Origin of the sequence: Actinocorallia populi (assembly GCF_002995495.1) — a bacterium.
Lineage (GTDB): Bacteria > Actinomycetota > Actinomycetes > Streptosporangiales > Streptosporangiaceae > Actinocorallia > Actinocorallia populi.
The window spans coordinates 893,893-910,859 of record NZ_PVZV01000002.1 but is presented as its reverse complement, the minus strand read 5'-3'; the positions used below and the strand labels follow the sequence as shown (position 1 = coordinate 910,859).

General features: G+C 72.0%; 17 protein-coding genes and 1 tRNA gene. 3 read left to right on the top strand and 15 right to left on the bottom strand.

What is annotated here, in order from left to right:
- Nucleotides 1-26: 26 nt before the first annotated feature.
- The 4 genes from C2865_RS11240 to C2865_RS11225 are packed head-to-tail and all read right to left on the bottom strand — an operon-like array spanning nucleotide 27 to nucleotide 2,914.
- Nucleotides 27-902, bottom strand: coding sequence for a DUF1648 domain-containing protein (locus C2865_RS11240; protein WP_106398289.1), 876 nt, complete (start codon nucleotides 900-902; stop codon nucleotides 27-29).
- On the bottom strand, nucleotides 899-1,237 hold the full coding sequence (locus C2865_RS11235; protein WP_106398288.1) for a GntR family transcriptional regulator: 339 nt from the start codon (nucleotides 1,235-1,237) through the stop codon (nucleotides 899-901). The genes C2865_RS11240 and C2865_RS11235 overlap by 4 nt, the downstream gene beginning before the upstream one ends.
- 31 nt (nucleotides 1,238-1,268) lie before the next feature.
- The gene (locus tag C2865_RS11230) at nucleotides 1,269-2,600 is read right to left on the bottom strand and encodes an MGH1-like glycoside hydrolase domain-containing protein (RefSeq protein WP_106398287.1); all 1,332 of its coding nucleotides are present in this window, start codon (nucleotides 2,598-2,600) and stop codon (nucleotides 1,269-1,271) included.
- A 44-nt stretch (nucleotides 2,601-2,644) separates the two neighbouring features.
- Nucleotides 2,645-2,914, bottom strand: a complete 270-nt coding sequence (locus C2865_RS11225) for a YtxH domain-containing protein (protein WP_106398286.1) — start codon at nucleotides 2,912-2,914, stop codon at nucleotides 2,645-2,647.
- 132 nt (nucleotides 2,915-3,046) lie between these two features.
- Here C2865_RS11225 and C2865_RS11220 point away from each other — a divergent pair.
- Both C2865_RS11220 and C2865_RS11215 read left to right on the top strand, forming a co-directional pair.
- Nucleotides 3,047-3,119: transfer RNA gene (locus C2865_RS11220), tRNA-Asn, on the top strand.
- A 256-nt stretch (nucleotides 3,120-3,375) separates the two neighbouring features.
- On the top strand, nucleotides 3,376-3,867 hold the full coding sequence (locus tag C2865_RS11215) for a hypothetical protein (RefSeq protein WP_106398285.1): 492 nt from the start codon (nucleotides 3,376-3,378) through the stop codon (nucleotides 3,865-3,867).
- 7 nt (nucleotides 3,868-3,874) lie between these two features.
- Here C2865_RS11215 and C2865_RS11210 read toward each other — a convergent pair whose 3' ends face one another.
- The 7 genes from C2865_RS11210 to C2865_RS11185 form a co-directional block, all read right to left on the bottom strand.
- Nucleotides 3,875-4,723 (bottom strand): HAD family hydrolase, encoded by an 849-nt coding sequence (locus C2865_RS11210; protein WP_106398284.1) that lies wholly within the window; start codon nucleotides 4,721-4,723, stop codon nucleotides 3,875-3,877.
- Entirely contained in the window at nucleotides 4,720-5,808 is a 1,089-nt protein-coding gene (locus C2865_RS39960) for a cysteine protease StiP family protein (protein WP_198653168.1), read from the bottom strand. Before C2865_RS39960 ends, C2865_RS11210 begins: the two co-directional genes overlap by 4 nt.
- Nucleotides 5,805-7,163 (bottom strand): phosphoribosyltransferase family protein, encoded by a 1,359-nt coding sequence (locus tag C2865_RS39955; protein ID WP_198653166.1) that lies wholly within the window; start codon nucleotides 7,161-7,163, stop codon nucleotides 5,805-5,807. The genes C2865_RS39960 and C2865_RS39955 overlap by 4 nt, the downstream gene beginning before the upstream one ends.
- Nucleotides 7,160-8,335, bottom strand: coding sequence for an HpcH/HpaI aldolase/citrate lyase family protein (locus tag C2865_RS11200; RefSeq protein WP_106398283.1), 1,176 nt, complete (start codon nucleotides 8,333-8,335; stop codon nucleotides 7,160-7,162). The genes C2865_RS39955 and C2865_RS11200 overlap by 4 nt, the downstream gene beginning before the upstream one ends.
- A 221-nt stretch (nucleotides 8,336-8,556) precedes the next feature.
- Nucleotides 8,557-9,666 carry a DUF475 domain-containing protein gene (locus tag C2865_RS11195; RefSeq protein ID WP_106398282.1) on the bottom strand — a complete coding sequence of 370 codons (1,110 nt, stop codon included), beginning with the start codon at nucleotides 9,664-9,666 and terminating at the stop codon, nucleotides 8,557-8,559.
- A gap of 64 nt (nucleotides 9,667-9,730) precedes the next feature.
- Nucleotides 9,731-10,309 carry a TerD family protein gene (locus C2865_RS11190; RefSeq protein ID WP_106398281.1) on the bottom strand — a complete coding sequence of 193 codons (579 nt, stop codon included), beginning with the start codon at nucleotides 10,307-10,309 and terminating at the stop codon, nucleotides 9,731-9,733.
- Between the two features lie 34 nt (nucleotides 10,310-10,343).
- Nucleotides 10,344-10,919 carry a TerD family protein gene (locus tag C2865_RS11185; protein ID WP_106398280.1) on the bottom strand — a complete coding sequence of 192 codons (576 nt, stop codon included), beginning with the start codon at nucleotides 10,917-10,919 and terminating at the stop codon, nucleotides 10,344-10,346.
- Nucleotides 10,920-11,114: 195 nt separating this feature from the next.
- Between C2865_RS11185 and C2865_RS11180 the strand changes: the two genes are divergently transcribed.
- Nucleotides 11,115-12,368, top strand: coding sequence for a coiled-coil domain-containing protein (locus C2865_RS11180; protein WP_106398279.1), 1,254 nt, complete (start codon nucleotides 11,115-11,117; stop codon nucleotides 12,366-12,368).
- 6 nt (nucleotides 12,369-12,374) lie between these two features.
- Here the strand turns inward: C2865_RS11180 and C2865_RS11175 are convergent, their stop codons facing one another.
- From C2865_RS11175 to C2865_RS11160, 4 genes are all read right to left on the bottom strand, one after another.
- Complete coding sequence (locus C2865_RS11175; protein ID WP_106398278.1) at nucleotides 12,375-12,755, bottom strand: YbjQ family protein; 381 nt, start codon at nucleotides 12,753-12,755, stop codon at nucleotides 12,375-12,377.
- A gap of 88 nt (nucleotides 12,756-12,843) precedes the next feature.
- On the bottom strand, nucleotides 12,844-13,992 hold the full coding sequence (rpoD, locus tag C2865_RS11170; protein ID WP_106398277.1) for an RNA polymerase sigma factor RpoD: 1,149 nt from the start codon (nucleotides 13,990-13,992) through the stop codon (nucleotides 12,844-12,846).
- 73 nt (nucleotides 13,993-14,065) lie between these two features.
- Nucleotides 14,066-15,913: a DNA primase gene (gene dnaG, locus C2865_RS11165; RefSeq protein WP_106398276.1), complete on the bottom strand. Its 1,848-nt coding sequence runs from the start codon at nucleotides 15,911-15,913 to the stop codon at nucleotides 14,066-14,068.
- Between the two features lie 10 nt (nucleotides 15,914-15,923).
- Nucleotides 15,924-16,937: a phosphatase PAP2 family protein gene (locus C2865_RS11160; RefSeq protein ID WP_106398275.1), complete on the bottom strand. Its 1,014-nt coding sequence runs from the start codon at nucleotides 16,935-16,937 to the stop codon at nucleotides 15,924-15,926.
- Nucleotides 16,938-16,967: the final 30 nt, after the last annotated feature.

The following is a 16,967-nucleotide window of genomic DNA, read 5'->3' as shown; positions in this document are numbered from 1 at the left end:
GTCAGAACCCTTCCGCGACCGTCGTTTCAGCGGTTCTTCAGGGTGTTGATGAGCGCCGCGCCCCGCGCGGCGTCGTCCACGCTGATGGCGAACCTGCCGCCGCCGGGGTACTCCAGCACCAGGCACTCCCCGCCGCGCAGCATCAGCGTGGTGCGCGGCGGCAGCCCGCGCAGGCCCCAGCCGCCGACCTGCATGGGCTTCAGGTCCTCGGTCCTGGCCGCGGCGATCGCCTGCAGCGCCTTGCGCCAGACCGGGAACGACCAGGGGCCGTAGGCGACGGCCACGCCGCGCTCGCTCACCTGCACCCGGACGGTGCCGACCAGCGCTCCGGCGACGCCGATGACCAGCAGGACCGGGGCGGCCGCCCCGCCCGGACCGCCGGTCAGCAGCATGGCCGCGCCCACGACGAGGGACAGGGAGCTCAGGGCGAGCAGCAGCGGGTTGGTGCAGCGCGAGACCCACACCGCGTGCTCGCCGGGGGGCAGGTCCAGGGTCTCGACCGGACCGGCGGGCAGGCCGTCCCGCCGCGGGGAGAGCCTCAGGGCCAGCCAGCCGGCCAGCAGCGGCAGCACCAGCGCCAGCGCCGCCGTCCACCAGGCCAGGGACCGGGCGTCCTGCCAGTCCGCCCGGTCGAGGTTCGCCCAGACGCCCATGCCCTGCAACACCACCGCCAGGACGCCCGTGCCCGCGGCGATCGGCGGATGGTGCCGGGCGGCCGCGGCCCCGACGAGCCAGACCGCGAACGGCAGCGCCAGCATCACCGCCCTGGGCAGGGAGCCGTCGGGCTCGCCGGCGGCGTTCCAGTGCGAGGCCATCGGGTCCGGCAGGCGCCCCCACCACACGGCGGGCAGGAGGGCCAGGACCAGCGCCGTCGGAACGCTCCACGCCAGAAATCTCTTCACATCGCCTCGATCATCGCTATCAGGTCCGCGCGGGTGTGCCCCGCCCTCTCGGCGTCGCGGATCAGTTCTCGTATTCGGTCGATGAGCTCGCCTCTGCGGCCCGCCCCGGGGATCACCCGGATGCCGCGGCCGCGCCGGAACTCCAGCAGCCCCTCGTCGCGCAGCTCGCGCAGGGCGCGCAGCACGGTGTTGGAGTTGACGTGGAAGGCCGCCGCCAGATCGCGGGCGGTGGGCAGCCGTTCGGGGGCGCTCCCGTCCGCGATGGCGCGGCGCAGCGCCCCGGCCACCTGTTCGTGCAGGGGGCGCGGGTCGTCCGCTTCCAGACTCAGCAACATGGTGCTAATGGTACTAGCACCATTGGCGTCATCACACGCCGGGGCCGTCCTCGGGGAGCATGCGGCGCGCGGCCATCAGGTCCAGCAGCAGCGCGGCCGTCCAGCTGTAGTCGTGGCTGCCGCGGCCCGAGCCGTCGAACGGGTCGAAGAACTCCCGGAACCCCGACTGGCGGGCCAGACGGAGCGTCCCGCCGTAGAGCAGGTCGGCGATCGCGTCGAAGCCCTGCTGCAGGGCTCCCGCCCACAACAACCAGTTGGTGTTGGCCCAGGTGGGGCCGCGCCAGTAGGCGGCGCGGTCGAAGGCCGAGGCCTGCAGGTCGCAGGTCGGCACCGGGTAGCCCGCCGCCCCGGCGAAGCGCGCGGACAGCAGCAGGTCGGCCAGCCGGCGCGCCATCGGCGCGGGCAGCTCCGGATCGAGCAGCGGGACCAGGGAGGCGATCGTGGCGATCCTGATCCGCCTGCCCGACCTGAGGTCCAGCGGATGGAAGCAGCGCTGCTCGTCGTCCCACAGGCGGCGGATCAGCGCCGTGTGGATGCGTTGGGCGTCCTCCCGGTGCGGGACGGGATCGGCGCCCACCAGCGCGGCGATCTCGGCCAGCGCGTGGGTGGAGGCCAGGTAGACCGTGTTGAACAGCGGGTCCTCGACCAGGAACGGGTGCTCGTGCCGCAGGTAGCCCTCGTCGTACCCGGAGTCCCGGTAGGCGGTGACGAGCCAGACGTAGCGCTCGTGGTCGACGCCCGCGGGCTGGGAGCGCGGGGCGGCAAGGCGCGCGTAGGCGGTGGGGGGCGGCTGGGCCGCCGCGAGCGGCCGGTCCCAGGTGGGGCTGTTGTCCAGCCCCGACTCCCAGGGGTGGCAGATCGCGGCCAGGCCCTCGCCGCCGGCGTCGCGGACGCGGGCGAGGTACCTGTGCTGGGCCACCAGCCGGGGGTAGGCCCAGCACAGGAAGTCGCGGCTGCGCGCGCCGTCGGAGGCGGCGGCGTGCATCCGCAGCGCCGTGAAGGCGTGCAGCGGAGGCTGCGTGATCGCCGACGTCTCGACCGGCCGGGGGGCCTGCGGCCTGTCGCGGCTGAGCCACAACTCGGGGCCGGGGAAATAGCCCTTCCGGACGAGGTCGGCGTTGAACACGATGTGCGGGACCATCCCGTCGGCCCACTGGGCCTCCAGCAGCGCGGCCAGCTCCCGTTCGGCCCGCTCGGGACGGCACCGGGCCAGCCCGATGCAGGTGAAGGCCGAGTCCCAGCTCCACTGGTGCGGGTACAGACCGGGCGACGGCGTCGTCGCGGTCCCCGTCCAGTTGGCGTCCAGCACCCGAATGGCCGCCCGCCAGAGCGCGGACTCGTCTCCGGTCAGTCGCGGGCTCATCACCCCAGCCTGACCCCGCGATCGTGTTCTGACCAGTCTTCCGATCAGGTGATCAGCACTTCCTCTTCCCGGTCCCGGTGCAGCCGGTCGTTGACCTTCTGCTTCGCGGAACCGGCGACGGCCCCGGCCTTCTGGGCGCCGCTGCTCGCCGCCATCGTCGCCTGCTCGCGCACGCTCTCCGCGGCCGACTGCACCGACGGGTGCGCCCACACGTCCTGCGCCGTCTTCTTGATCTGCTCGTACCGCTCGCGCCCGGCGCGCGACCCCAGCACGTACCCGACGGCCGCACCGGTGAGGAACATCAACTGCTTCATCCGGAGATCACTCCCTTTCAGTCGTCTCCACCATCCCCCCGTACCCGCCCAGCCGTTAACGATGCACGAGCACCCGCCAAGATGCGCTAATGTAGACGCGCTGGCAGGGACCGAGGCCCCCGCCGGAAGCGATCCCGCGTAGCTCAATTGGCAGAGCAGCCGGCTGTTAACCGGCAGGTTATTGGTTCGAGTCCAATCGCGGGAGCCGACGAAAACGCAGCTCAGGCCCTGTTCCCGAATTTCGGGAACAGGGCCTGAGGCGTTTTCCGGGGTGTTCGGGAATTCCTCGTGGAGGTTCGGGCTCCCGGCGATCGGGGGCCGGCGGGCAGTGGCCCATCTCACGGCGGGGACGCCCGGGAATCCAGGGGCGGATGGGGCGGGAGAGGGGCGCTTGGAGGCCGGTTCGGGGGCGGCTGGGGGAATTCGTGGTGGGCGTGATCACCTGGCGGTAGGTTGGGGGCATGTCGCGCCTGCCTCGTCCCGTACGTGAACTGCTCCGGTTGGAGCGTGGTGAGAAGGTGCTCGCGCACGCGGGTACGCGCGGGGGATCGGTGGTGGTGGCCACCGGGCACGCCCTGCACGTGCCGGACGGGGGCGGGGGGTTCACCCGGGTGCCCTGGGAGAGGGTGCTGCGGGCCTCCTGGCAAGGGGACCGGCTGCACGTGTGGGGGGACGACGCCGAGTACCAGGTGCGGCTGGTGGAGGCCGGGTCGGTGCCCGAGGTGGTGCAGGAGCGGGTGACGTCGACCGTGGTGGTCAGCCGGCACTTCGACCTGGGGGACGGCGGGGTGCGGATCGTGGGGCGGCGCCCCACGCACGAGCGGCCCTCCCCCGCCCGGGAGGAGCTGATGTGGGCGATGGTCTTCGACTCCGGCGTCGACTCCGACGACCCGGGGGTGCGGGCCAAGGCCGAACAGCTGCTGCAGGCCGTGCGGCGGCAGGTCGGGCTCTAGCGGGGCCTCAGGCGGGCGGCCCGGGGCGGACCCGCCAGGCGCCCGTCTCGGGGATGAAGGACGGGGCCAGGGCGCGGGCCAGGAGCCAGGAGACGATCTCCTCGCCGGCCAGGACGCCGGGCCCCGCGGTGACGGCCGTCCCGGTGTGGGACCGCTCGTGGAGCTCGCCGTGCGCCGGGCGGATCGCGGCGTCCGCCGCCTCGATGAGCTCGGCGTCCAGCAGGGAGTCGCCGGCCGCCAGCAGGTGGGAGGCGCCCGTCCGGTGGGCGATCTCCGCCGCCGCGGCCGACTTGGTGAGCGGGACGGGCAGGCAGTAGACCTTGCGGCCCTGCAGCGAGACCTTCCAGCCGCGCGCGGCGCACCAGGCCGCCAGTTCCTCCACCCAGCCGTCGGGCAGGCGGTCGCGTTCCACGACCGTGTAGACGAACATGTCCGAGGCCGTCCGCACGCTCAGGGTGAAGTCTCCGCTGCGGGCCTGCACGTGGTCGAGCACCTCGACGACGGGCGCGCACCCGGCGGTCTTCTTGCGCACGGACGCCGACCAGGAGGTGTCCTCCTCGCCGTCGACGAGCAGGAATCCGCCGTTCGCGCAGATCGCGTGGGACGGCGGGGGGCCGGGCAGGCGCACCCGTGCGTACTGCTCGGGCGTGCGGGTCGTGGTCGGGACGAGCACCGCCGTCCGCGCGAGGAGCTCCAGGCTCGTCGCGGCGGCCGAGGTGACGAACGACAGCGGGCGGGCCTGGTACAGCTCGACGCACAGCAGCCGCGGCAGCTCCGCGTCGGGCCCCGTCAGCGCCAGGGCGCCGGCGGAGTAGATGAGCGTGCGGTCCAGGTCCACACAGGCCACGACGGTCACGAGGCTCCTCTGGGCTTGATGAGCCCCACGCACGCGTAGGGCAGGTCGCCGTCCACTTCCTCCACGGGCACGCCGCGCTCCGCGGCCAGCATGCGGACGTGCGCGAGGTCGTCGCGGGCGTCCGCGCGGGCCAGGACGCGCCAGGGGACGCGCCGCAACAGCACCCTGGTGGTCTCCCCCACGCCGGGTTTGACGAGGTTCACGTCGCCGATCCCGTACTCCTCGCTGATCCGGCTCACGGCCTCCCAGCCGGACCAGTCGGGCTCCTCCACGGACGGGCTCTCGGGCACCTCCACGGACGGGAAGTACGCGCACACCGTGTCGAGGAAGAGATGGGAGACGTCGGAGTAGGCCAGGTCCTTGTAGAACTTCGCGCCGTGGAAGTCCGCCGGGCCGATGAGATCGCGGTTGAGGACCGTCCGGCTGATCAGCCCGGACACCGTGGAGTTCAGGCACGCCGACGGGATGAGGAAGTCCTCGCGCGTCCCGTGGATCCGCACGCACCGCCCCGGGTCGGCGAGCACGGCCAGTTCCGGGGAGAAGCCGCCGGGCAGGGCCGCCACGGCCGCGGACAGCTCGCGGGTGATGGCGCCCTTGCCCGTCCAGCCGTCGACGAACATCACGTTCCGCGGGTCGTGGTGGCGCGCCAGGTAGTCCATCGCGACGGCGTCGATGCCGCGCCCCCGCACGATGCTCACCGCGTAGTGCGGCAGGTCGAGCCCGTGGGCGTGGGCGGCCCACCGCCGGGCCAGGACGCCGACCGGCGTGCCGGCGCGGGCCAGCGAGACCAGCACCGCGTCCGGGCCGCGCTCCGCCAGGATCCGCTCGGTGATCATCGCGACGGCCTGGGCGATCCGCGCGGCGGAGTCCTCCAGCGCGGTGTGGAAGAGCATCTGGTACTCGGGCGAGGGCTGGTACTCGATCGGCAGGGACTCGGCGTAGTGCGCCGCGCCCGACTGGATCGCCTCCTCGCGCTCCTCGGTCGGCGCCTCCAGCTCCACGTCCGACAGGTCGGTCAGCAGCCAGGCGACGTCCTCGGGCCGGTAGCTGCCGAAACCCGGTCCCCGCAGCGGGTGCGCGCTCACGACGGCACCACCGCCACCAGCGCCTCGGCGCCCAGCCTCCGCACCCCGCGCAGCAGGCCGTGCTCCAGCGCGGGGGTGTCCCCGGCCTCGTCCACCACCACGACGACCGCGTCGAAGCCCTGGTCGACGTTGTAGGCGTAGCGCTCCCCCGGCCCGTCCGCGGGATCGTCGTGCGCGGGGAAGACCAGCCTGTTCCGAATGGCGTAGGCGGGGTCGTCGACGGTGAGCACGGGCGAGCGGGTCGTCGTCGAGTACCGCACGTCGGTGTCCTCCAGCAGGTCGGCGAGGGCTTCGGCGAGCCGCAGCGGGGCGTACATCAGTTCCTCGAAGCCCAGGACGAGCACCCTGCGGGCCTCGCCGGGCAGCGCCGCCGCCAGGCGGGCGGCCATTCCCGGAAGCTCCTTCTCCAGCTGGGCGCGGTGCTCGGGCAGGAAGCCGTGGCGGCCGCCGTCGGGCACCCCCGCGGGCCAGCCCAGCGGCACCCGCCGCAGGCCGCCCGGCACGCGCTCAGGGGCGTCCGCGCGGGCCATCTCCCGCTCGACCCGGGCGACGAGCTCCTGCCCCGCCTCCAGGACGCCCGGGGGCAGCCCGACCCGGCCTGTGACCAGCGCCACGACGTCCACGCGGGCGTCGAGCTCCCGTTCGAGCCCCGCCATCGCGGCGCGGTCGGCCTCGTCGCGCAGGTCCGTCAGCGTCGCCACCACGTAGTGCCGCCGTGATCTCACCGCGTGCAGCGCCCGCAGCGTGTTGCGCACCGTCTTGCCGGTCGAGAGCTCGTCGTCCACCAGCACCAGCGGCCCGTCGGACTCCAGGAGCCCGGCGGGCACCGGCAGCAGCAGATGGCTCGTGGCGTGGCTGTGCTCCTCCTCGAAGCCGCCGTAGGGCGTCACCTCCGCCACCGGGCGCCGGGTGGAGTGCAGGTACACCGCCTCCCCCAGGCCGTCGGCGACGCCGTGGCCCAGCGCCGTCGCGGTCTCGGCGTATCCCACGACCACGGCGCCCAGCACGCGCCGGTGCGCCGTCACGAGGTCGCGCAGCCCGGCCGCCGCGCCGGGCTCGCCGCGCAGCGCCGCCTCGGCGAACGCCCCGGCCTTCTCCCCCGGCCCGGCCGGACCCGGCTGCAGGGCGTCGGCGACCAGCCTGCCCAGCAGCAGCGCGCTGCCGTGGACCAGGCGCGGATCGGTGGGGACGTGCTTGCCCAGGACGGTGGAGACCAGCAGGTGCGCCCGGCGGGGGTTGCGGCGGACGGCCAGCCCGACCAGTCCGGGCAGGGTGAGCCCCACCTCGGAGTGCCCGTCGGCCAGCGCGAGGCCCAGCCGGGACGTGACCCACTCACCGGGCCAGGGCGCCGTCACCGGCCCACCGGATTCATCGTCTCTGCTCCCACGGTCGCCTCCAGCAGGTCCACGAAACCGACGTCCGGGGCGGCCACCCCGAACACCTCGGCACGGCGCAGCAGCCGCTCGGCCCAGGCCCGGTGCGGCTTGGCCTCGTTCATCTTGTTGGCGTAGCTGGAGGCCATCGCGCCGCCTCCCGCCACGCCGAGGATGTCGGTGGCGTCGCTGTACTCCTCGTGCGTGACCACCGACAGGGCGTGCACGGCGCCCACGTGGCTGGGGTGGATCACGGTCTTGCCGGTCAGCCCGTTGGCCTTGTCCAGGGTGACCTCGCGGATCAGCCCGTCGAGGTCGGCGGTGAGCAGCCTGCGGCGCAGCGCGGCGGCGTCCTGCTCGTCGAAGGGCGAGGACCTCAGCTGCGGCTTGAACATGCGTTCGCCGGCCGAGAAGTACTCCCAGACCGGCCCGGTGACCACGTGCCCCGTCTCGTCGGCGCGGCCGAAGACGTTGACGACGTCGGAGATCAGCCCGGCCACCAGCTTGATGTCGTAGATCGTCAGCTCGCGGGGGCGGCGCAGCCCGTAGGCGGCGCACAGGTCGGTGCCGCCCAGCCGGACGGCCAGGATCTTCTCCCGGTGCTGGGCCAGCAGCACCGCGATCTCGTGCAGGACTGTCCTGCGGCTCTCCCGGTGCAGCGCGTCGCGGGTCTCGATCACCGGCATGCCCAGCAGCCGCACGCCGCTCAGCTCGGCGGCCTCGGCCAGCACGTCCAGGTAGCGTTTGCCGCCGACCGCCTCGAACTTGGGCAGGACGAACCCGCTGAGCAGGGCGGTGACGGGGCCGAGCCGCCGGACCAGGCGGGTGATCTGGTCGGGTTCGCGGACCCGGACGAACAATAGCGGCGCCCGCGCCGGATCGATCCGGCGCAACTGGGCGACGAGGTTGTCCTCCGCCCGCGCCACGTCCTCGTCGGAGATGGCGTCCTCCAGGCAGAGGACCATGCTGCGCACCCCCCGCACGGCGCGCCCGACGACATCGTCGGCGAGCGTCTCGCGGGTGGCGGGACTGTATAGGGTCGCGCCGAGCGCCACCGCCAGCACGTCCGGATCCGACTCCCTGCCGAACTCGCGGGGCTGTCGGTGGAACAGTTCCGCGCGGCGCGCGGCGTCGATGTGATCGAAGTGACGCACGGCTCGGCTGCCTTTCCGTTCGCTCTGGCCGCACAACGTAGAGACCACAGTCGCAGTTCCGCCTTCGCGGGTTGACAACCGAAATTCTACCCAGACGGTTATTAACCGTCCGAAAACTCTGTTGGTACGGCGTGAAAAACAGGTGTCCGGAAAAGGGAGGGCCCCGGCCGGATCCGGCCGGGGCCCGCGCACGTTCCGGCGCGTCCGCAGGAGGGACCGGGTCAGACCCGGCTGGACTCCGACTTCAGCTCTCCGGGCTCCTCCTCTTCCCGCTCCTCCTGCGGCTTCTTGCGGACGATCGAGCTGATGAGGGCGGCGATGATCAGGCCCGCGCCCAGCCCGCCGGTGATCCACTCCGGCACGTGGTGGCCGATGCTGATCACCATGCAGGTCGCCAGCGCGCCGATGGCCCAGTGCGCGCCGTGCTCCAGGAAGCGGTACTCCTGCAGGGTTCCCTGGCGGACCAGGAAGACGGTGATCGACCGGATGTACATGGCGCCGATGCCCAGGCCGATCGCGATGATGACCGGGTCGGTGCTGATCGCGAACGCGCCGATCACGCCGTCGAAGGAGAACGAGGCGTCCAGGACCTCCAGGTAGAGGAAGAGGAAGAACGCCGCCTTGCCGGTGGCCACGACCAGCCCGCTCGGGCCCCGCTGGACCTGGTCGCCGGACAGGTTGTCCACCTGCTCGTCGATCTCGTCGGTCTTGTCGAACAGCTGGCCCAGCCCGTTGACCAGGAGGTAGACGACCATGCCCAGCAGACCCGAGATCAGCACGTTGGTGCGGTGGGCGTCGTCGGCCAGCCAGGTGGCCGCGGCGGCGAGCGTGCCGCCGGCGATCACCACGGAGAGCTGGTCGAGCTTGCCGATGCGCGCCAGCGGGCGCTCCAGCCACGGCAGCCAGTGCGCCGAGCGCTCCTCGAAGATCCAGTCGAGGAACAGCATCAGCAGGAACATTCCGCCGAACCCCGCGATCATGGGGTAGGCGTACTCCATGCTCTCCTTGTAGCGCTCGTTGTCGTTGAGCGCCATGTTGATCGCTTCGATCGGTCCCATGTTGGCGGTGACCGCGACGATCACCACCGGGAAGACCAGCCGCATGCCGAACACCGCGATCGCGATGCCGACCGTGAGGAAGATCTTCTGCCAGAACGGGCTCATCCGCTCCAGCACCTTGGCGTTGACCACGGCGTTGTCGAAGGAGAGGGAGATCTCCAGGACGGCCAGGACGGCCACCAGGAGGAAGGCCTGGGTCGATCCATAGAAGAACGCGGCCACGAGGCCCGCGATGGTGACGGCGAACGACCAGCCGAACGTGCGCAAAATCATGATGTCTTCAGTGTCCTCGGGTCCGCCGGCGCGTGGACGCGCCGGCGGACCCCGTCAGGGGGCGTCAGCCGACGTTGACCCCGAAATCCTGGGCTATTCCGTGCAGTCCCGAGGCGTAGCCCTGGCCGATGGCCCGGAACTTCCACTCCGAGTTGTAGCGATAGAGCTCGCCGAAGACCATCGCGGTCTCGGTGGAGGCGTCCTCGGTGAGGTCGTACCGGGCGAGTTCCGAGCCGTCGGCCCGGTTCAGCACCCGGATGAACGCGTTGCGCACCTGGCCGAAGGCCTGACCGCGGTTCACCGCGTCGTAGATGGACACGGGGAAGACCACGCGGTCCACGCGCGGGTCCATCCCGGCGAGATCGACGTTGATCGCCTCGTCGTCGCCCTCCCCCTCACCGGTGAGGTTGTCGCCGGTGTGCTCGACGGTCCCGTCCGGGCTGGTGAGGTTGTTGAAGAAGACGAAGTGCTGGTCAGAGAGTACCTTGCCGTCGGCGCCCAGCAGCAGCGCCGAAGCGTCGAGGTCGAAGTCCGAGCCGGTGGTGACCCGGACGTCCCAGCCCAGACCGACGGTGACCGCGGTCAGGTTGGGGGCTGCCTTGCTCAGTGAGACGTTCCCGCCCTTGGACAGGCTGACGCCCATGACTCTCCCTCTCGGTCCGCTGTGTGCAGTGGTGTCAGACGCTGACGCCGAAGTCCTGCGCGATGCCCTGCAGGCCCGAGGCGTATCCCTGGCCGACCGCGCGGAACTTCCACTCCGCGCCGTTCCGGTAGAGCTCGCCGAAGATCATGGCGGTCTCGGTGGAGGCGTCCTCGGTGAGGTCGTACCGGGCGATCTCCGTGCCGCCGGCCGCGTTCAGCACGCGGATGAACGCGTTGCGCACCTGGCCGAAGCTCTGGCCGCGGTTGGCGCCGTCGTAGATCGAGACGGGGAAGACGATGCGCTCGGCGTTCGGCGGCAGGCCCACCAGGTCGACCTTGACCTGCTCGTCGTCGCCCTCGCCCGCGCCGGTGAGGTTGTCACCGGTGTGCTCGACCGCGCCGTCCGGCGTCTTGAGGTTGTTGAAGAACACGAAGTGGCCGTCGGAGAGCACCTTGCCGGCCGCGTCCACCACGATGGCCGAGGCGTCGAGGTCGAAGTCCGTGCCGGTGGTCGTGCGGACGTCCCAGCCCAGACCGACGATCACGGACGTCAGGCCCGGGGCCTCCTTGCTCAGCGAGACGTTGCCGCCCTTGCTCAGACTGACCGGCATCCTTGCCTCCAGAAATGTGTAGGGATCGTTCGGAGAACCATGCCCCACGGGGGACCGCACGACACGATTCGCCCTGACAGACGTGCGAGCGATGCTATCGGTTCCACCTGATCACCCAAGGTCATGCCAGATTTGCCTGCACGCCGTGAAGTGATTGGCTGTGAACCAGGGCAGAACGGTTGTGGAGGAGGTCCGGTGTACCGATCCGGTGATTCCCGCCGCCGCGGCCGCGGGGACCAGCGCGCGGCCGAGTCCCGCGCCGCCGCCCTCGCCGCCAAGGCCGAGGCCGCGCAGGCCTTCTACGAGATGGACCAGGCGCAGAAGCACCTCGCCGGGCGGCTGTCGCTGCTGGAGGACCTGGACCGCGGGGCCGCCGGCCGGCTGCGGCCGCGGGCCGGGCGGGCCGACGCCGGGGCGAACACCGCCGCCTTGGACTACATCACCGCGGTCGACTCCCACGACCTGGACTCCGAGGACCGCTCGTCCGCCGACTACGCGGTGGCCCGCGCGGCACTGGCCGCGGCCACCGCCGCGCTGAAGCGGTCCGCCTCCGAGCTGGACGGCGCCACCGCGGCGGTCGACTCCGAGCTGGCCCGGCTGGAAGGCGGGCTGGAGCGTCTCGCGCCCCGGCTGAGGGCGGCCCGGGAGGCCTTCCAGACGGCCCAGGAGGCCGTCTCGGCGGCGGAGGGCGCGGGGATGCGCACCGAGGAGGTCGCCGCCGACCTGGCCGCTCTCCAGGCCCTCCTGGCCGAGCTGACCGCGCCCGGCCTGGGCGGGCTGGGCCTCCAGGGGGCGACGGCCCGCGCCGAGGAGGTGGCGGCCCGCGCCTCGGCGCTGGCCGAGGAGGCCCGGAACCTGGCCGTGGCGGTGCAGAAGACCCGCAACGACCTGGCCAGCGTGCGGACGCGGGTGCAGATGGCCGCGGGCAGGCGCGAACGCGTCGACGAGGCGATGAGCGTCCTGCGGCGCCGCTACTCGGCCGCCTGCTGGCAGGACCTCCAGGGCGCCCCGAACGCCATCTCCCAGGCGCTCGAGCGCGCGCTCGAGCGGATCGCCGAGACCGAGCGCGCCGCCGCGGGGCAGGAGTGGCGGGACGTCGCCCGGAGCCTGGCCGCGGCCCGTACCGAGCTCAAGGACGCCGAGCGCCGCGCCCGCGCGGTCACCGGCCGGGTGGAGGAGCTGGCGGAGGCCGAACGCGACCCGGACCGGCCGCTGGAGCAGGCCCGCTTCACCGTCCGGGACGCCCAGCGCCTGGCCGTGGCCGCGCCGGGAGGGCCCGATCCCCGGCACGCCCGGGCCCTGGACGCGCTGGCCGAGCGCCTGGAACGGGCCCCTGGCCTGCTCCAGGGGCCGCATCCGGACTACTGGGGCTATCTGCGGGAGCTGCGCGCGATCTCCACCGGCGCCCGCGACGTGGTCGAGATCATCCGCGAGGAGCGCTCCCGCTGAGGAGGGTCAGCGGCCGGGGACCTGCACGGTGAGGTTCCGGCCGACCATCGGCATGCCCCCCGCGGGGGTGGAGGGCGGCGGGGTGACCGGCGGGGGCGCGGACTGCGCCACCTGGTGGTCGCGGCCGGCGCCCCCCGTGGCCTGCTCCACCAGCACCGCGGTGCCGTAGGCGTAGACCTCGAACGAGCCGTCCCCGATCGCGCAGTTGGCGAAGCGCATGCCCAGCACGGCGTTGCAGCCGTACCGCTCGGCGTCGGCCTTGAGCCGTTCGATCGCCTCCCGACGCGCTCCACTGAGCCCGCCGTGCGCGATCCCCGCTCCGGACACTGCGCCACGGACGTACCGGACCTCATACCCCGGAATGGTGTCGGTAGTTACGATCAGCATGAAGCCACCGTAGACGACGTTCCGCCCCGGTGGGCGCGAACGCCCGCCGGGGCGGACCGGGGCACGGGACCGACTGCGGACAGGCGCGTCAGTCCAGGTACTCGCGCAACATCTGCGCGCGGGACGGGTGGCGGAGCTTGGCGAGGGTCTTGGACTCGATCTGGCGGATGCGCTCGCGGGTGACGCCGAACTCCCGGCCGACCTCCTCGAGCGTCCGGGGGTGTCCGTCGGCCAGCCCGAAGCGCAGCTGGATGATGCGCTGCTCGCGCTCGGACAGGGTGGACAGGATGTCCTCGAGCTGGTCCTGGAGCAGGATGAACGCCGCCGCCTCGATCGGCACGACCGCGTCGGCGTCCTCGATGAAGTCGCCGAGGTCGGAGTCCTCCTCGCCGATCGGCGACTGCAGCGACACCGGCTCCTGGGCGATCCGCTGGATCTCCACGACCCGGTCGGCGCTCAGCCCCATCTCCAGCCCGATCTCCTCGGGCAGCGGCTCGCGCCCGAGGTCCTGGTGCAGCTGGCGCTGCACCCTGATCAGCTTGTTGATGGTCTCCACCATGTGCACCGGGATGCGGATGGTCCGCGCCTGGTCGGCGATCGCACGGGTGATCGCCTGCCGGATCCACCAGGTGGCGTAGGTGGAGAACTTGTACCCCTTCGTGTAGTCGAATTTCTCGACCGCCCGGATCAGCCCGAGATTTCCCTCCTGGATGAGGTCCAGGAAGAGCATCCCGCGGCCCACGTAGCGTTTGGCGATGGACACCACCAGCCGCAGGTTGGCCTCGATCAGGCGCTGTTTGGCGCGCGCCCCGTCGCGGGCGAGCTGCTGGAGGTCGAGCCGTTCGGGAACGGCGAGAACGGCGGCGCCGGCCACCTTCTCCTCCGCGAACAGGCCCGCCTCGATGGACTTGGCGAGTTCTACTTCGTCTTCCGCCGTCAGCAGCGGGACACGGCCGATCTCGCGCAGATAGATCCGGACCAGGTCGCTGGTGGCGGCCGCCCTCCTGCCGGAGTCCCCTTCCCCCGCCCGCTGGACCTCCTCGACGTCGGCGCGCGACTCGAGGACCTCCACCCCCTGCTCGGCGAGGATGCGGGCGACGCGCTCCAGCGCGTCGGCCGGCAGTTCAGAACGGTCAAGGGCGGCGGCGACGTCGTCGACGGTGACGCCTCCGCGTTCCCTTCCACGTGCGACGAGGTCGGCCATCTGCTCGGCCGACGGTGCCTCGCTCGGCATCATTACCAAAGGGCCCACATGGACAGTGTGCTTCAGAACACACTGAAATAGCAGGCCCTAATTCACTGACGCGCGGTCACAACTCCGATACCCCCTGGTCCCGGAGATGCCGTCTGCGCTGCTCAAGTGCCACCAGGTCACCGAAAAGGCGGTTGTACTCCTCAGCCTCGGAGACCGGATTCAGCCTCCCGAGTTTGGACTTCAGCGCGGTGATCCGCCTTGTGAGCTGCAGTTCCATGAAACGGGCGAGAAGTGCCTGGGAATAAGCGTCGTCCGAAACCGCCCCGGCCTTGGGCGACTCCACCCCGAAGCGGGTCAGCAGCGACCTGACCTCCTCGCTCGGCGCCAGTTCCCGCAGCCGCGCCGACCACTCCAGCGGCGCGCCGGCCCCCGACACCCCGCCGCCGGCCAGGATCACCTCGTGCACGGCCCGGTGCTCGGGCGCCGAGAACGCGTCGGCGGGCAGCGTGTCGTAGACCGGGCCGAGCGAGGCCGGGCGCTGCAGCGCCATCTTCAGCAGCTCGCGCTCGAGCTCGGCGGACGGGTCGTTCGGGTCGGCCCGGGGGCGGGCCGCCCGGGGCGCGGGGCCGCCGCCGCCCTTCATGTGCTCGTTGACACGGCGCAGCACCAGCCGCTCGTCCATGATCCCGAGCCACCGGTCGAGGTTGACCGCGTACCGCTTGCGGATCCCGGCGTCCCTGATGCCCGCGATGATCGGCGCGACCGCGTCGAGCGCCCGCATCTGCCCCTCGACGTGGTCGAGGTCGAAGCTCTCGATCCGGCTGCGGATGGCGAACTCGAACAACGGCACCCGGGAGGCCACCAGGTCGCGCACGGCCGCGTCGCCGTGCTTGATCCGCAGGTCGCACGGGTCGAGCCCGTCGGGCTGGACGGCGACGAACGTCTGGCCGCCGAACTTGTGGTCGGCCGCGAAGGCGCGCAGCGCGGCCTTCTGCCCGGCCGCGTCGCCGTCGAAGGTGAAGATCACCTCGCCGCGGCCCTCGTCCTGGTCCATGAGCATCCGGCGCAGCGCCTTGATGTGCTCGTCGCCGAAGGCGGTGCCGCAGGTGGCGATGGCGGTGGTCTCCCCCGCCAGATGGCAGGCCATGACGTCGGTGTACCCCTCGACGATCACCGCCTTCTTCGCCCGGCCGATCTCCCGCTTGGCCAGGTCGAGCCCGTAGAGGACGGAGCTCTTGTGGTAGATCGGCGTCTCGGGGGTGTTGAGGTACTTGGGGCCGTCGTCCGAGTCGAGCAGTTTGCGTGCGCCGAACCCGATCACGTCGCCCGAGACGTCACGGATGGGCCAGACCAGCCTGCCCCGGAACCTGTCGCGCGGCCCGCGCCGCCCCTCGACGCACAGGCCGCCCTCGACCAGCTCGCGGTCGGTGAAGCCGCGGGAGCGCAGGTGCCGTACCAGCGCCTCCCACTCGTTGGGGGCGTAGCCGATGCCGAAGTGCGCCGCGTCGGCGGCCCGGAAGCCGCGCTCCATGAGGAACCTGCGGCCGGGTTCGGCCTGCGGCGTGCCCAGCTGGGCGGCGTAGAACTCCGCCGCCTCCCGGTGCGCCTCGACCAGCCGCGCCCGCTGCCCGGTCTCCTTGCGCGGGACGTACCCGCCCTCCTCGTACCGCAGCTGGATCCCGGCCTTGGCCGCCAGCCGCTCCACGGCCTCGGCGAAGCTCAGGTGCTCGATCTCCTGGACGAACTTGATGACGTCGCCGCCCACCCCGCAGCCGTGGCAGAAGTAGAGGCCGCGGCTGGGCGTCACGTTGAACGAGGGGGTCTTCTCGTCGTGGAAGGGGCACAGCCCCTTGAGGTTGCCGCCTCCGGCACTGACGAGCTGGAGGTGGTCGCCGATCACGGAGTCGATCTGCGACCTCTCCCGCACCAACGCGATGTCTTCCTGTCGGATGCGGCCTGCCATGCTCGCGAGTCTAACGACCGCCGACGGCCCCTTCGGTCGCGACCGCCTCCCCGGCGGGCACGTCCGCCGGGACGGCCTCCCCGGGGGCGTCCAGGGGCGCGTCCACCACCTCGGCGGCCTCGGCCAGCGTCTCCTCGGCCCGCGCCCTCTCGCGGCGCCGGCGCACCAGGGAGGCCGTCCAGAAGGCCAGCGCGCAGGAGGCCAGCGTGTAGACGACGCCCGCCAGGATGTCGAAGACGTAGTGCTCGCCCATGTAGACGATCCCGATCCACAGGGAGACGGGGTAGACCGCCGCCCACCAGACGCGCCGCCACCCGAACGTCCTGGCCAGGAAGATCAGGATCACCAGCGGGTAGGAGGCGTGCAGGGACGGCACGGCGGCGACGAGGTTGGGGGAGAGCCTGCTGTAGAGGGTGTCGGGGTCGGCGATCCCCACGGCCTGCCAGATGTCGTGGGAGACCCGGTGGATCCGCGGGATGTACTGGTAGTCCGACGACATCCACGGCGGGGCGGCGGGGAAGGCGACGTAGGTGACGAAGGCCGCGAAGGACAGGCCCATGATCGCCCCGACGAAGACCCAGTACAGCTGCGGCCGCCGTTTCCACACCAGCAGCGCGACGACCAGCGGCATCACGAAGTGCGCGGTGTAGAGCAGGTAGAAGTAGAAGTCGTACCAGCGCAGCTCCCCGTCCCACATGTGGCGCTGCAGCCACTGCGTCGGCAGCTCCTCTCCGCCCGTCATCCACATGTCGAAGCGCGCCATCGGCATGTAGTGGACGGTGGGGTTGAGATCGTCCGCCAGCCCGCTCAGCACGAAGTAGAGCAGGAACAGCACCAGGAACGGCGCCAGGTACCGCAGGAACGCCCTCGACCCGACCCCCGCCACCAGCAGGGCCACCAGCCACAGCGTGTCGGGCGGCCAGGTCGGATGGCGGGAGATGGCCACCGCGCACAGGACGAGCACGGCGACGATCCGGACGGCGGTGACCCGGGAGAGCCCGCCGAGGGAACTGCGCAACCACATCCGGGCGATGTTAGTGGGGAAAGGTCCCAT